Raw genomic sequence first — 13,573 nt, 5'->3', positions numbered from 1 at the left:
CCATGCAGATCACCGACACCGCGGCAATCGTGACCGGGGGTGCCTCCGGGCTGGGCGGCGCCACCGCGAAGGCACTCGCCGCGAAGGGGGCGCGGGTGTTCGCCGTGGACCTGGCCGGCTCGATCGAGAAGGCCGAGCAGGTCGAAGGCGTCACCTACGTCGAGGCCGACGTGACGGACCCGGAGCAGGTGCGACGAGCCGTGGACCAGGCCGCCGGCTCGGGCGTGCCGCTGCGCATCGTCGTCGGCTGCGCGGGCATCGGGCCGTCCGCGCGCATCCTGTCGAAGAAGGGCTCGCACGACCTGAACCTGTTCCGCAAGGTGGTCGAGGTGAACCTGATCGGCACGTTCAACGTCGTCACGCTCGCCGCGGAAGCCATCGCGAAGACCGAGCCGCTTGCGGACGACCAGCGCGGCGTGATGATCAACACGGCGTCGGTCGCCGCGTTCGACGGGCAGATCGGCCAGGTCGCCTACTCCTCGTCCAAGGGCGGTGTCGTCGGGATGACCCTGCCCGCGGCGCGCGACCTCGCCTCGCAGGGCATCCGGGTGATGACGATCGCCCCCGGCATCATCGACACCCCGATGCTCGCCACGGTCGGCGAGGAGATCCGCGCCGGGCTGGCCGCGGGCGTACCGTTCCCGAAGCGCCTCGGCAGGCCGGACGAGTACGCGCAACTCGCCATCGACATCGTCGAGCACGACTACCTCAACGGCGAGGTGATCCGTCTCGACGGCTCCCTCCGCATGGCCCCCCGCTGACCCACGCCGTTTGCCATGAACGACCCGTCACTGGCAGAAAATGCCAGTAACGGGTCGTTCATGGCAGTTCAGAGGTCGTGCATGTAGGGGGCCTCATGGCGGGCGGGGCCGCTCATCCACTCGCGCAGCGCGCGGGTGGCCAGCACGTCGTCCTCGTTGTACCGCAGCAGACGTTCGCGCTGGGCGGGGTCGGGAGCCGTGCCGTCCATGCCCACCGCGTCGCGGTACCAGCGCATGGACGCCTCGCCGCCCGCCTCCGCGTCGCGCCACCGGAAACCTGCGACCGGCGCGATCACCTTCAGCCCCTTGCCGTGTGAGCAGAGAAACTGGTCGGTGACGCTGCGGAAGAGGTCGACCCACTCGTCGGACTCCACGAAGGAGCTCAGCTCCGCGCGCGTCGGGATGCCGTCCATGCCGGCGAAGCGCTCGACGGACCCGAAGAGCCAGCGGTTCTCCGCCAGCGCGTTGTAGCAGTAGGCGCGGAAGGTGAGCCCGGCCGCGGTGGCCCGGGCGCGCACGTCGGAGAGCCAGGCCCAGAACTCCGCGAAGGAGCGCGCCTCATCGGTGGTCGGCAGCGGGTCCCAGGTGGCGAACGCGTGGTAGCCGCGCTCGACGCCGATGTCGGTGCCGCCAAGCAGGCAGCCCCACAGGTACGCGCCGGAGTCGCCGAAGCTCTCCATGTCGATGTCCACCTCGACGTCGGCGCGGGGCACCGTCACCTTCTCGACCCGGCGCACCACGGTCAGGTCCGCGAGCCAGGCCCTGGCCAGCGCCACCGCGTCGGTGAACGTGGTGCCCGTCCACTGGATTGGCGGCTCGTCCGCCGGATCGAGGGCCGCCAGCTTGTCGACGGTGGACACCCCCGCCCGGCGCAGCTCCATCGCGTCCTCGCCGCGCACGACGAGGCTGACGTCGCGGCCACGGTTGAGCTCGCTCTCGCAGATCGGCCACCACGGGCAGCGCCTGCACTCCAGGATCCGCGAGGGTTCGGCGAGCGCAGGGGACCGGGTGGCGGCGGCGCGGGCGACGGCGAGCCGGTCGGCGAAGCGCGAGTCGTACTCGGCCAGCGTGCTACGGCCGCCCGGCCACGTCGCGGCGTCCAGTTCGTGCCACACCACCACGTCGGCGTCCAGCCCGATGACGGCGCCGAGCGCGCGGCCCGGCTCGGCGTGACCGGCGCGCTGCAACAGCCGCCGGACGTGCGCGAGGCGGAGCTGGTCCCGCGGCTGCGAGCGGACCTTGCGCTCCGGGTCGGTGCGCAAGTTGGCGGGATCGAGGTCGGTCGGGGGCGTGGTACGGGCGCCTTCGCCCGGGTCGGTGACGCGGTGCCGCACCACGATGAGCGGCAGGTAGCCCGCATCGGTGCGCACCAGCAGCTCGGCGCCGCCGCGCCTGCCGCCCTCCTCGTCGGAAGGCAGCAGGCCGCCCCAGATGTAGGCCGTACCGGCCGCGAGTGCCTCGCCGGTGAGCCGGACGCGCTCCGCCGCGGGCAGCTCGGCGGGGACCGTCACCCATGGACCTTCGGTTGCCGCCTCCAGCCGACGCGCGATCTCCGCCCGGTGCGCCCGCGCGTCGGCGATGCGCTGCTCGGCGGCCGGGTCGGGCGGCGCGAGCGGGGTGTCCCGCATGGTCGGGTCGTGTTCGAGGTGCACTCGTCGGCGGCAGCGAGTGACCGCTCCCGCGTCCAGCAACACCTCGTTGGTCATGTGCTCACTGTAAGAGAGCGCACCGACAGTGACGTGGCTGGCCGACGTGCCCGGCCCGCGACCGGGAAGTATGTTCGACGCCGACCGGCACGGCACGGAGGTGAGCGGGCGATGGCGCGCAGCGCGAGGAAGGCCGAGAAGGCCCAAAGCAAGGCTGAGAGCAAGGCCGCGAGCAAGGCGAAGAAGGCCGCCAAGGCCGAAGAGGGGCTGACGCCGAAGAAGGCGCGCAATGCCGTACGGGTGGCCAAGGTGATCGTCCCGGCGGCGGGCACCGCCCTGATCCCGCTCGCCGTGCGGGCCGCGGGTGCCGCACGGGAGGCCTACGACCAGTACCAGGCGCGGCGGATGGGCGTCGGCATCGAGCAGCTCAGCGAGTTCACCGGGCGCGGTGGCGCGCTGCTCGCCCGCGTCGCAGGCGCCGCGAACGGGCTGGCGGAGCTACGGTCCGCACCGAAGGCCACCGAGGACGACCAGGCGTTCGCCGAGCGCAGCCAGGGCACTCTCGAACAGCTGGCCGCCTCGGTGCGCGCTTCGGAGCGGATGCCTGCGGCCCGCCGCAAGGCGGCGCACAAGGCGGTGGCAGCCGAGCTCGAGCACATCGAGGGTCAGCTGCTGCACCGCCTCGGCGTCTAGCGCCCGGCTACTCCGGCCGGTCGCCCGCGATCGCCACCCGCTCGGCGATGCGCACGTGCGGCTGGTAGTCGTTCACCGCGTAGTGCTGTGTCGCTCGGTTGTCCCAGAACGCCACGGAGTTCGCCGCCCAGCGGAAGCGCACCTGGTACTCCGGCACGTGCGCCTGCGTGAACAGCAGGTGCAGCAGCCGGTCGCTCTCCACCCGGTCCAGGCCCACGATGTGCGTGGTGAACGCCTGGTTGACGAACAGCGTGCGCCGGCCGGTCTCCGGGTGCCTGCGCACGACCGGGTGCTCGACCGGCGGGAACTCCTCCTGCCAGCCGGCCAGGAACTCCCGGTCGGAGAACCGCTCGAAGCCCGGAACGTAGTCGTGCACCGCGCGCAGGCCCTCGATCCGGGACTTGACCTCCGCGGGGAGGTTGTCGTAGGCGGCGGCCATGTCCGCCCACATCGTGTCCCCGCCGACCGGCGGCACCTGGACCAGCCGGAGCACCGAGCCGAGCGCGGGCTCCGGGCGGAACGTGACGTCGGTGTGCCAGATGTTCTCGAACGCGGGCATCGACGCGTCCCGCGCGAACCGGGTCACCTCGGCGTAGTCGCCGCGCGGAATGAACGGGTTCGTCTCCAGCTCACCCCAGTTCCGGGCGAACGCGCGCTGCTGTTCGGCGGTGATGTCCTGGTCGCGGAAGAACAGCACCTTCCATTCCAGCAGCGCCCGGTTGAGCTCGGCCCGCAGCTCCGGCCACAGCGGCTCGCCGAGGTCGACGCCATGGATCTCGGCGCCGATCACGCGCCCGAGGGGGCGCAGGTCGAACAGCTCGTAGGGCCGGGACTCGACCCCTTCGGGCAGCCGGCGCAGCACGCGGGTGCCTTCCAGGATTCCGTCCGCGGGCACGGTCGCTTCGCGCAGGGTGAACCGATCGGACAATTCGAGTGTCATGCCATTTCCAACCTGTCGAGGATCAGGGCGTCGAGTTGCCCTGCCCCGGCGGGGAGCCGAGGCGGCCGCGCCGCAGCAGCAGGGCAACGACACCGGTGTGATCCCAGATGACAGGCATGTCCGGCATGTTTCCAGCAACCGCCTACCCGGCGCCAGGGATGGTGATGAAGCCCTTCTCCACCATCCAGTCCCTTGCCACCTTCGCCGGATCGCGGCCGTCCACGTCGACCTGCTTGTTCAGCTCGATGATCTGCTCGTTGTCGAGTTCCTCCGCGATCGGCGCGACGACGTCGCGGATCTGCGGGTACTGGTCCAGGAACTCCTTTCGCAGCGTCACCGCGGCGTTGTACTGCGGGAAGAACTGCTTGTCGTCCTCGAGCACGCGCAGGTTCAGCCCGCTGATCCGGCCGTCGGTGGTGAACACCTCCCCGAAGTTGCAGCTCCCGCTGTCGACCGCGCTGTAGATCGTGCCGATGCCGAACGTCTTCGTCGTGGTGACCGGGAAGCCGTATGCCTTCCGCACGCCCGGCATCCCGTCCGGCCTGCTGACGAACTCGGTCTCCAGGCAGAACACGGCCTCCCGGGGGTTCTCCTTGAGGAAGTTCGTCATGTCCGTGGTGGTCCGCAGGCCGTGCTTCTCCGCGTACGCCTCGGTGGTGGCGAACGCGTAGGTGTTGTTGACCTCCGAGTACGGCAGCCAGACGACGCCGTTGCGTTCCAGGTCCGCCTTGCGCACCGCCTCGTACTGCGCGCGCTCCTCCGGGATCGCCTCATCGTAGCCGAGGTAGGACAGCCAGCCCGTGCCGGTGTACTCCCACTGCAGGTCGACCTGCCCGTCCAGCAGTGCGTAGCGGGAGCTGTTCGACCCGCTGATGTTGGTGAGGTCGATGGCGTCCGCACCGGCCGCCTCCAGCGCCAGCTCGGCCAGGTAGCCGAGGACGATCTGCTCGGTGAAGTCCTTGGAGCCGACCGTCACGTCGACGCCTTCCAGCTCCGGCACCGGGCGGATCGATCCCGGCCCCACCTCGAACGGCAGAGCCGCGTTGACGTCGAGCCCGCACCCGGTCGCCGAAACCGCCAGCAGCGCGGCGGCGCCCATCGCCCCGGCCGCCCGCAACCTGCGTTTCATGCCAGTCCCTTCGGTCCGAGGTACTCCTCGAGCACGGCACCGATCCAGTCCACGATCAGCGCCAGCCCGACCGCCAGCACGGCGCCGACCACGAGTACCGGGACCCGGTTGAGCTTGTAGCCGGTGTCGACCAGCTCACCGAGGCCGCCGCCGTTGACGAAGAACGCCAGCGTCGCCGTACCCACGGCCAGCACCAGTGCCGTGCGCAGGCCGGCCAGGACCAGCGGAACCGCCAGCGGCAGCTCGATCCGGAACAGCACCCCGGAGGACGACATGCCGATACCGCGGCCCGCGTCGACGAGCGCCGGGTCGACCGACTCGATGCCGGTGATCGTGTTCCGCAGCACCGGCAGCAGCGAGTAGAAGGCGATGGGCAGCGCCGCGCACCACAGGCCCTCCCACTCGGTCCACAGGAAGAACAGCACCAGCACACCGAGCGCGGGAGCGGCCTGGCCGATGTTGGCGATGGCGATGAACAGCGGCGCCACCGGCCTTGCCCACGACCGGGTCAGCAGCACGCCGAGCGGCACCGCGATCCCGGTCACGATCGCCGCCACGACGGCCGTGATCAGCAGGTGCTCCCCGGTCTTGGTGAGCAGCACGCCCGCATTGATCGACTCCGCCTCGATGGCGTCGTTGTTCCTCGTGAACGCCCACACCAGCACGGCACCGACGAGGACGACGACGGCCGCGGGCTGCGCGAGCAGGCGGATCCGGTCGGCCCGGCGCGAACCCGACTCGGTCGAGAAACCCTGGGGCTTCGTCGTGCTGCTCACGACGCCGCGCTCCCCGCCTCGTGCTCCTCGCGCAGCTGCTTGATGGTGTCGGTGACCGTGGTGATGTCGATCATGCCGACGTACTCGCCACGAGTGCCGGTCACCACGGCGTGCCCGCCTTCGGCGAGGATCGCCTCGAGCGCGTCGTGCAGTGTGGACTGCGTGCTCACCGAGTCACCGACCGGCGTGCCCGCGCCGGTCAGCGAGCTCGCGGTGGACAGCGCCCGCACGTGCACCCAGCGCAGCGGGCGCCGCCGCTGGTCGAGCACCAGCGCGTAGGTCCGGTTCTGTTCGATCATCCGCTGGCGCAGTGTGGCCGGTGACTCGTCGGCGGGAGCGGTCAGCGCGATGTCCTCGTAGTCGACGTCGCGCACGCGCAGCAGGGTGAGCTGCTTGAGCGAGGCACCCGCGCCGACGAAGCCGGCGACCATGTCGTTGGCCGGATTGGCGAGGATCGCCTCGGGCGTGTCGTACTGCTGGATCGTCGACTGGTCGCCGAGCACCGCGATCTTGTCGCCGAGCTTCACGGCCTCGTCGAAGTCGTGGGTGACGAACACGATCGTCTTGCGCAGGTCGGTCTGCAGCCGCAGCAGCTCGTCCTGCAGGTTGCCACGGGTGATCGGGTCGACCGCGCCGAACGGCTCGTCCATCAGCAGCACCGGAGGGTCGGCGGCCAGTGCGCGGGCCACGCCGACCCGTTGCTGCTGGCCACCGGAGAGCTGGCGCGGGAAACGGTCGCGGTACTGCGCGGGGTCGAGCCCGACCAGGTCCATCATCTCGTCGACGCGGTCGTTGATCCGCCCGCGCTCCCAGCCGAGCAGGCCGGGCACCACGGAGATGTTCTGCGCCACCGTGAAGTGCGGGAACAGCCCCGCCTGCTGGATGGCGTAGCCCACCTTGCGGCGCAACGTGTCGGCGTTGAGCCGCAGCGCGTCCTCGCCACCGATCGTGATCGTGCCCGACGACGGCTCGATCAGCCGGTTGATCATCCGCATCGTGGTGGTCTTGCCGCATCCGGAAGGGCCGACCAGGATCACGATCTTGCCCGCCGGGATCGTCATCGTGACGTCCCTGACGGCGGGCTCCCGGCTGCCCGGGTAGCGCTTGGTGACGTTGTCGAGCTGGATCTCGACGCCACTCACGTTCTCGGTGTCAGCCACGGATACCCCTTGAGACGGTGAAGCGGGCGATGAGGAAATAGACGGCCTCCAGCAGGAGGGCGAGGATCACGACGCCGAGCGTTCCGGCGAGCGCCTGGTTGGTCGCGTTGGCGCTGCCCGCGCGGACCAGGCCGGAGAACACCTCGCCGCCGAGGCCGGGACCCTTCGCGTAGGCGGCGATCACGGCGATGCCCATCAGCATCTGTGTGGCCACGCGCATCCCGGCGAGGATCGCGGGCCAGGCGAGCCGCAGCTCGACCCTGGCCAGCACGCCCACGCGGCTCATGCCGATTCCCCGCGCGGCGTCCCGGATCGCCGGGTCGACTCCGCCCAGCCCGACGATCGTGTTCCGCGTGATGGGCAGCAGCGCGTACAGCACGAGCGCGATCACCGTCGGTGTCGCGCCGAGCCCGACGACCGGGATGAGCAGGCCGAGGAGGGCGAACGAGGGGACGGTGAGGATCGTGGAGGCCAGCGCGGTGGCCAGCGCCGAGCCGATCGGGCTGCGGTAGACGGCGACACCGATGAGCACCCCGAGCACCGCGGCGATGATCGTCGACTGCACGACCTCGCTCACGTGCAGCCAGGCCTGCAGGGACAGCCGGTCCCAGCGGTCGGCCACGTAGTCGAACAAGTTCATGGACCACCCATTCGGCGTCTTCCGCTCGTCAAGAGTGGACATACAGTTACCGATCTTTCGCCAGTCGGCAACCGTGCACGTCCGGACAACCCACCCCCGGCGCTCGAAGCCGGCCACCCGCGTCACCTAATCTGTGCACGTGAGCAGGCGTTCGCACCAGCGCAGGGCACCCGGCGCCGGCCGTGCGACATTGCTCGCTGTCTGCTCGGCCACACTGGCGGTCTCCGCGCACACCCTCGCCGACGGTCGGCTGCCGCAGGTTTCGGTGACGCTCACGCTCACCCTCCTGATCGGGTGGCTCTCGGTCGCGGTCGCCGAGCACACCCGGGGGGTGCTCGGCACGTTGCTGGTGCTCGGTGGCGCACAGGCGGCCATGCACTGGCTGTTCGCCGGGCTCGCCCCGCACGAGGGCGGCGGTGGCCACGGGATCACGATGCCGGTGGCCCATGCCGTCGCCACCCTGCTGACGGCGCTCGCGCTGACCCACGCGGAGACGATGCTGGCCGTCGCGGTCGCCTCGCTGCGCATGCTGCTGCCGGTGGCGTGGACGTCGGCGCCGGTCCCCGCACCGAAACCGCGGCACGCGGTGGTCCGCGCCTCGATCGGCACCCTCGTCGTCGAGGTGATGCTGCACCGGGTGTGCCGGCGCCGAGGCCCGCCACTGCCCTCCTGAACCCTTGCCTCAGACCACTCCGAACAAGTTCAGGAGACCTCTTTACATGTCGACAAATCGATACTTCCTGCGTGCCGTCGTCCTGACGGGCGCCGCCGGGCTCACCGGCCTGCTCGCCGCCGGTGCCGCCTCGGCACACGTGACGGCGAACGTCTACGGCGACCAGCCGGAGCAGGGCGGCTACGGCGCGATCGTCCTGCGCGTTCCGAACGAGGAGGAGAAGGTGGGCACCACCAAGCTGGAGGTGACCATCCCGGAGGAGTACGCGATCAGCTCCGCACGCACCAAGCCGGTGCCCGGCTGGACCGCCGAGGTCATCAAGACCGACGTGGTCAGCAAGATCACCTGGACGGCGCAGGAGGGCAACCAGATCGCCGCCGGGTCCACCTCGTACGAGGAGTTCCCGTTCACCCTCGGGAAGCTGCCCGAGAACGTGGACACACTCGTGCTGGCCGCGGCGCAGACGTACTCCGACGGGAAAGTGGTGAACTGGGACGCTCCGCCCGCCGAGAACGGTGAGGAGCCGGAGCACCCGGCACCGGTGGTCGAGCTCGCCGAGGCATCGGGCGAAGGGCACAGCGGCGGTGCGCACGAGGCCGAGACGGAGGCCGCGGGTGGTGCCGAGGCCGCCCCGGCCAGTGACGACACCGCGCGCTGGCTCGGCGGGGCCGGGCTCGTGGTCGGCGCGCTGGGCCTCGGCGTCGGCGCGGGTGCGACCGTGCGTGCGCGGAAGCGGACCTCGGCGTGAGGCGGCTGCTGGTCCTCGCCGGGGTGGCGGTACTGGCACTGCTGGGCATCGCCGCACCGGCGTCGGCGCACAACGTGCTCATCTCCTCCGATCCGGCCGAAGGTGAGCAGATCGCGGCCGCGCCGGAGGCGGTCACGCTGACCTTCGACCAGGAGGTGCAGGACGCAGGCACGAACGAGGTCGCGGTCACCGGCCCCGACGGCGGGCAGTGGGCCGAAGGGCTGGTCCAGGTCAACGGCAACGAGGTGACCGCTCCGCTGCGCCCGCTCGGCCCGGCAGGCGAGTACGTCATCGGGTTCCGCATCCTGTCGGCCGACGGCCACTCGGTGTCCGAGGAACTCCGGTTCACCCTGACGACGGCGGGCACCGGCACACCGGCCGGGGATCCCGCCGCGTCGGCGGCACCGGGCACGGAGCAGTCCGCGGCCGCCGGGCAGGACACCGGAGAGCGGGCCGAGGCGGACTCCTCCGGGGTGCCGGTCTGGGTGTGGATCGTGGCCGCCGTCGTGCTGCTCGGTATCGGCATCGTCGTGGCGATGCGGATGGGGAACACGCAGGACAAACGGTCGTGAACCCGGCCGGGGCCGCCTCGCGGGTCCGTTACGTCACCGTGGTCGGCCTGGTCGCCGCGGCGGTCGTCGGCGTGCTCGCCGGTGTCGCGCTGAGTGCGACCGGGCCGGTCGCGGGCGTCTCGGACGTCGGCGGGGCGGTCTCGGTCGGCATCCCCCTCGCACGGGCGGTGTTCCACCTCGCCGCGGTGGGCGCGATCGGGCTGGCCCTGCTGCCGGTGCTGATCGGCCACGAGAAACCGCGGCGAGGCGACGCCGTGCTGGCGCGGGCACGGCTCGCCGCGGTGGCCGCCGCGCTGGTGTGGGCGGCCGCCGCGTTCGTGCTGCTCGTCCTGCAGACCGCGGAGTTCCGGCCCACCGCGACGATCGGCCTCGGCGACGTGCGTGGCTACGTCGCCGCGGTCGACGCAGGCAAGGCGCTGCTGATCGTCCTGGCGCTCGCGGTCGCCTTCGCCGGACTCGGCCTGCTCAGGGTGCGCCTCGGCGAGCGGGTGCCCGCCGAGGTGCTCGTCGGCCTCGGACTGTTCGGGCTGCTGCCGCTGCCGGTCACCGGGCACGCCTCGGACTGGGAGCTCGGCGAGCTCGCGATGGTGTCCATCGAGCTGCACGTCCTCAGCGCCGCCGCCTGGGTGGGCGGCCTCGGCGCGATGACCGTGCTGCTGATCGGCAACCGCACGTTGCTCGCCAGGGCACTGCCGCGGTTCTCCGTGCTGGCGACCGTCTGCCTGTTGCTCTCGGCGGCGACCGGGCTGTTCAACGGCCTCGGCGAGGTCGGCCTCAACCCGTCGACCGACTTCTGGACCGGGCTGTTCGGCACGGCGTACGGGCGGCTGGTGCTGCTCAAGCTGCTGTGCCTGGTCCTGATCGCAGCGATCGGCGGCTACACCCGCTGGCGGCTGCTGCCGCGGATCGCGCGCCACGAGCACACGGCGCTCGCGGGCTGGGCGACGCTGGAGCTCGCCGTGATGGGGCTGGCGTTCGGCTTCGCGGCCGTCCTGAGCCGCGCGCCGGTCTCGTGAGTGGCTACGCGAGTTCTAACTCGCGTAGCCACTCACGAGGCGACCACCGCACTTGGTGACGCTGAGTGCATGCAAGTTGCACATCGTGACCTGGGAATGGTTCATCCGGGGTGATTAGTCGAACCGAAATTGTCACCCCGGGCCACTGCAATTCAGCCAAACGACGAGCGGTCAGTTCCTGTCGCCAAATGTCGGTGAAATGAGGCTGTTCAGCGGTACCGGACCCAGCGGGACTCGGTCCGCCCGGCCCGCAGGTCGTGCAGTCGGCGGCGCAGCTCGTGCCGGACCGAAGGGTGGCTGCGCAGGATCGGCAGCACGCTCGTGGTCAGTTTGAGCTCTCGCGCCGCGCGCAGCACGGCGAAACCCTCCCACGAGGTCACGTCGAAGCCGTAGGTCCGCGCCAGTGTGTCGTACCAGCCGCGCGGGTCGCCGAAGCGCTCCCTGCCGACTGCCAGCGGCGTCAGGTCCCACTCCGGTGGCCCCGAACACGCGGAGTCGAAGTCGCACAGCACGGGCCCCTCCGGGCCGACGATCACGTTGCCCGGGTGCGCGTCACCGTGCACCAGCGCTGTCGGCAGGGGGAACTTCAGCTCCGCCAGCGCCGCGTCCACCTCGGCACAACGGTGCAGCAGGAACTGCCGGTCGTCGGCGTCGAGCTCCTCCGCATCGGCCACCCTGGCACGAACGTCGTCCAGCGGCGCCCAGTCCCCGACCCCCTCGACCGGCGGCAGGGCGTGCACCCGGCGCAACAACCTGCCCAGCTCCGCGGTGCTCGCCCGCCGTCCGGCGTCCGGCACCTTCTCCCACACCGTCACGACGTGCTCACCGACCTCGACCGGCTGGGGGAACCCGTCCACGAGCCGGATCGCCGGCACGCCGTGCCTGGCGAAGTGCCGCGCGACGGCGACGACCTTGTACGCCCGGTGCCGCAGCGTCCGCGAGCCGACGATCCGCACGACCACCGGATCGGCCGACAGGGAGTACACGGCGTTGTTGGTGAACCGCAGCAGCGTGGCACCGGCCGCGTCCAGGCCGAGCCGCGCGCACACCTCGTGGAGGACCCGGTCGAGCTTTTCCCTGGTGAACCGGCCATCCAAGATGATGTCGCTCCCGGGGGTGCTCAGGCGAAGAACGCGTTCATCCGTTCGACCAGCTCACGGGCGTCGGCGTTGTTGCTGCGACGGCGCGCCTCGTCCTTGAGCGGGCGCATCCGGTCCTCGACACGGGCCGACTTGAGGCCCTCCGCACAATCCAGCGCCTTGCCGCCGACCTTGGCCCCGTGGTCGATGTCGCCTTCGAGCAGGTGGTTCGTGGCCAGCGCGCTGAGGTTGAACGTCTTGCTGCGGGCCATGTCGTCACCGTAGGCGTCAACGGCCTTGGTCAGCGCCGGGATGGCGTACTTGGTGTGCGTGGCGTCGTGCTGCGCGAGCGCCGTGTGCACGGTGCCGATCATCGCGTAGACGTCGGTCTCGTTGAAGAAGCGCACCCAGGACTCGGCGTTGGCGAGGTCCGCGCGCTGGAACTCGTCGCGGGTCCGGCCGAGCAGCTTCACGGCCTGCTCGCTGTTGCCCATCATCGCGTAGGCCCAGGCCTCGTTGGCGCACAGCACGGCCACGGCGAGCTCGGAGCCGGACTCCTGCGCCGCGATCTGGCCCAGCTGGAAGAGCTTCAGCGCGTCGTTCGGCGCCTCCTGGTGCAGGTAGACGCGGCCCATCCGGTACAGCACGTTGGCGACGAGCGGGTGGTTGTCGCCCTGTTTGGCCAGGTCGAGAGCGTTGGCGAAATGGCCGCGGGCCGAGTCGATGAGACCGATGTCGAACGACGTCCACCCGGCGAGGCTGTGCAGGTCGGCGAGCGCGACGTAGAGCCGCGAACGCACCGGTTCGGTACCGCTCGCCTGGAGCATCTGCTGTCCCCAGGAGAGCTGCGCGACGACGGCGTCCCGGCAGAACCCACCGCCGTACTGGTAGTCGAGCGCGCGTAGCGCCCTGGTCGCCGCTTCCACCTGCCGGACGTCGGTCACCCCGATCCGCCCAGGTGCGGGCGTCCTCGCGGGGCTTGCCGCCCAGGCCTCCGAGGCCGGCCCGAAGACCGCGGCCCCCATCGTGACCTGCGCGGCGTGCGCGAGGAACTTCCGCCGTTTCACGGACTCGTCCTCCTCAGCCTGCTGCTCGTCGGCCGCGCCGACGACCTGTATCTCCGTGGCCTCGTCGTAGGCGAGGCCCATGTACCCGCGGGGGATCCCGAGGCCTTCGGAGATCCTGGAGAGGACGTCGTAGGCCATGACCTGACGACCCTTCAGGATCTCCGACACCTCGGACTGGGATTGGCCGGTCATCGCGGCGATCTGACGCTGGGAGACACCGTGCTTGCGCAGCTGCCGGTAGACCTCGCTGACGTTCCGGTTCGCGAGCGCGTCCCGCATCTCCCGGTCGTCCCAGGTCTTCAGCGGGATGCGACCCTGCTTGGTATCGCCTGTGTCCATTGCGCCCCTCCACAGTCCATCGGGCGTCGATCAGCAGCGTAGGCAACTTCCATTCAACCGCGCGAAACACCGATTGTGCCGCCTGATCGGCCCGGGCGAACTCGCGTGACCGTTTAACGTGGAACCCGCGCCGGTCGCCGCTATGACGGCCACCGAGGCTTCTTTCCGCGTTCTTTTCGTCGCAATGTAGTTCGCAGATCTCCGTGGCCGCACCGACACGGTCCGCAGTCACGGAGAGCAACCGAAGACAGGCTTGAGATTCCCCCGGCGCACAGCCGCCCGGACAGAGCGGAGAACGACGTGGAGTTCGTGCACTCGATCACAGCAGAGCGTG

General features: G+C 70.8%; 14 protein-coding genes. 6 read left to right on the top strand and 8 right to left on the bottom strand.

Annotated elements, in window-relative coordinates:
- Window positions 1-2: 2 nt before the first annotated feature.
- Window positions 3-761: an SDR family NAD(P)-dependent oxidoreductase gene (locus JAP66_RS06620; protein ID WP_199430712.1), complete on the top strand. Its 759-nt coding sequence runs from the start codon at window positions 3-5 to the stop codon at window positions 759-761.
- Between the two features lie 68 nt (window positions 762-829).
- On the opposite strand, the gene JAP66_RS06615 is transcribed toward JAP66_RS06620, so the two are convergent.
- Entirely contained in the window at window positions 830-2,467 is a 1,638-nt protein-coding gene (locus JAP66_RS06615) for a TM0106 family RecB-like putative nuclease (protein ID WP_199430711.1), read from the bottom strand.
- Here JAP66_RS06615 and JAP66_RS06610 point away from each other — a divergent pair.
- Complete coding sequence (locus tag JAP66_RS06610) at window positions 2,399-3,100, top strand: DUF6474 family protein (protein WP_307849464.1); 702 nt, start codon at window positions 2,399-2,401, stop codon at window positions 3,098-3,100. The two genes, JAP66_RS06615 and JAP66_RS06610, sit on opposite strands and share 69 nt — an antisense overlap.
- A gap of 7 nt (window positions 3,101-3,107) precedes the next feature.
- On the opposite strand, the gene JAP66_RS06605 is transcribed toward JAP66_RS06610, so the two are convergent.
- From JAP66_RS06605 to JAP66_RS06585, 5 genes are all read right to left on the bottom strand, one after another.
- On the bottom strand, window positions 3,108-4,040 hold the full coding sequence (locus tag JAP66_RS06605) for a TauD/TfdA dioxygenase family protein (protein WP_199430710.1): 933 nt from the start codon (window positions 4,038-4,040) through the stop codon (window positions 3,108-3,110).
- Window positions 4,041-4,182: 142 nt separating this feature from the next.
- Window positions 4,183-5,169: a glycine betaine ABC transporter substrate-binding protein gene (locus tag JAP66_RS06600; RefSeq protein WP_199430709.1), complete on the bottom strand. Its 987-nt coding sequence runs from the start codon at window positions 5,167-5,169 to the stop codon at window positions 4,183-4,185.
- On the bottom strand, window positions 5,166-5,945 hold the full coding sequence (locus tag JAP66_RS06595; protein ID WP_199430708.1) for an ABC transporter permease: 780 nt from the start codon (window positions 5,943-5,945) through the stop codon (window positions 5,166-5,168). Before JAP66_RS06595 ends, JAP66_RS06600 begins: the two co-directional genes overlap by 4 nt.
- Window positions 5,942-7,105, bottom strand: a complete 1,164-nt coding sequence (locus tag JAP66_RS06590) for an ATP-binding cassette domain-containing protein (RefSeq protein ID WP_199430707.1) — start codon at window positions 7,103-7,105, stop codon at window positions 5,942-5,944. The genes JAP66_RS06595 and JAP66_RS06590 overlap by 4 nt, the downstream gene beginning before the upstream one ends.
- On the bottom strand, window positions 7,098-7,745 hold the full coding sequence (locus JAP66_RS06585) for an ABC transporter permease (protein WP_199430706.1): 648 nt from the start codon (window positions 7,743-7,745) through the stop codon (window positions 7,098-7,100). The genes JAP66_RS06590 and JAP66_RS06585 overlap by 8 nt, the downstream gene beginning before the upstream one ends.
- 139 nt (window positions 7,746-7,884) lie before the next feature.
- On the opposite strand from JAP66_RS06585, the gene JAP66_RS06580 reads away from it, so the two are divergent.
- From JAP66_RS06580 to JAP66_RS06565, 4 genes are read left to right on the top strand one after another with little or no spacing between them, the layout of a single operon-like run.
- Window positions 7,885-8,418, top strand: coding sequence for a hypothetical protein (locus tag JAP66_RS06580; protein ID WP_307849463.1), 534 nt, complete (start codon window positions 7,885-7,887; stop codon window positions 8,416-8,418).
- A gap of 46 nt (window positions 8,419-8,464) precedes the next feature.
- On the top strand, window positions 8,465-9,166 hold the full coding sequence (locus JAP66_RS06575; RefSeq protein ID WP_199430705.1) for a YcnI family copper-binding membrane protein: 702 nt from the start codon (window positions 8,465-8,467) through the stop codon (window positions 9,164-9,166).
- Entirely contained in the window at window positions 9,163-9,738 is a 576-nt protein-coding gene (locus tag JAP66_RS06570; protein ID WP_199430704.1) for a copper resistance CopC family protein, read from the top strand. Before JAP66_RS06575 ends, JAP66_RS06570 begins: the two co-directional genes overlap by 4 nt.
- Window positions 9,735-10,754, top strand: coding sequence for a CopD family protein (locus JAP66_RS06565; RefSeq protein ID WP_199430703.1), 1,020 nt, complete (start codon window positions 9,735-9,737; stop codon window positions 10,752-10,754). The genes JAP66_RS06570 and JAP66_RS06565 overlap by 4 nt, the downstream gene beginning before the upstream one ends.
- Before the next feature lie 209 nt (window positions 10,755-10,963).
- On the opposite strand, the gene JAP66_RS06560 is transcribed toward JAP66_RS06565, so the two are convergent.
- Both JAP66_RS06560 and JAP66_RS06555 read right to left on the bottom strand, forming a co-directional pair.
- Entirely contained in the window at window positions 10,964-11,851 is an 888-nt protein-coding gene (locus JAP66_RS06560) for a phosphotransferase enzyme family protein (RefSeq protein ID WP_199430702.1), read from the bottom strand.
- Window positions 11,852-11,874: 23 nt separating this feature from the next.
- A complete protein-coding gene (locus JAP66_RS06555; RefSeq protein ID WP_199430701.1) occupies window positions 11,875-13,239 on the bottom strand; it encodes a helix-turn-helix transcriptional regulator in 1,365 nt (454 codons plus the stop codon).
- Window positions 13,240-13,573: the final 334 nt, after the last annotated feature.

Origin of the sequence: Qaidamihabitans albus (assembly GCF_016464705.1) — a bacterium.
Classification (GTDB): Bacteria; Actinomycetota; Actinomycetes; order Mycobacteriales; family Pseudonocardiaceae; genus Qaidamihabitans; species Qaidamihabitans albus.
Note: the sequence above shows the minus strand (reverse complement) of the source record. Positions and strands in the feature narration are given on the sequence as shown.

What these genes read in the sequence shown, in the direction of transcription:
- JAP66_RS06620 (WP_199430712.1), top strand. Translation starts at nt 3, where the DNA reads ATGCAGATCACCGACACCGCGGCAATCGTGACCGGGGGTGCCTCCGGG.
- JAP66_RS06615 (WP_199430711.1), bottom strand. Translation starts at nt 2,467, where the DNA reads ATGACCAACGAGGTGTTGCTGGACGCGGGAGCGGTCACTCGCTGCCGC.
- JAP66_RS06605 (WP_199430710.1), bottom strand. Translation starts at nt 4,040, where the DNA reads ATGACACTCGAATTGTCCGATCGGTTCACCCTGCGCGAAGCGACCGTG.
- JAP66_RS06600 (WP_199430709.1), bottom strand. Translation starts at nt 5,169, where the DNA reads ATGAAACGCAGGTTGCGGGCGGCCGGGGCGATGGGCGCCGCCGCGCTG.
- JAP66_RS06585 (WP_199430706.1), bottom strand. Translation starts at nt 7,745, where the DNA reads ATGAACTTGTTCGACTACGTGGCCGACCGCTGGGACCGGCTGTCCCTG.
- JAP66_RS06575 (WP_199430705.1), top strand. Translation starts at nt 8,465, where the DNA reads ATGTCGACAAATCGATACTTCCTGCGTGCCGTCGTCCTGACGGGCGCC.
- JAP66_RS06555 (WP_199430701.1), bottom strand. Translation starts at nt 13,239, where the DNA reads ATGGACACAGGCGATACCAAGCAGGGTCGCATCCCGCTGAAGACCTGG.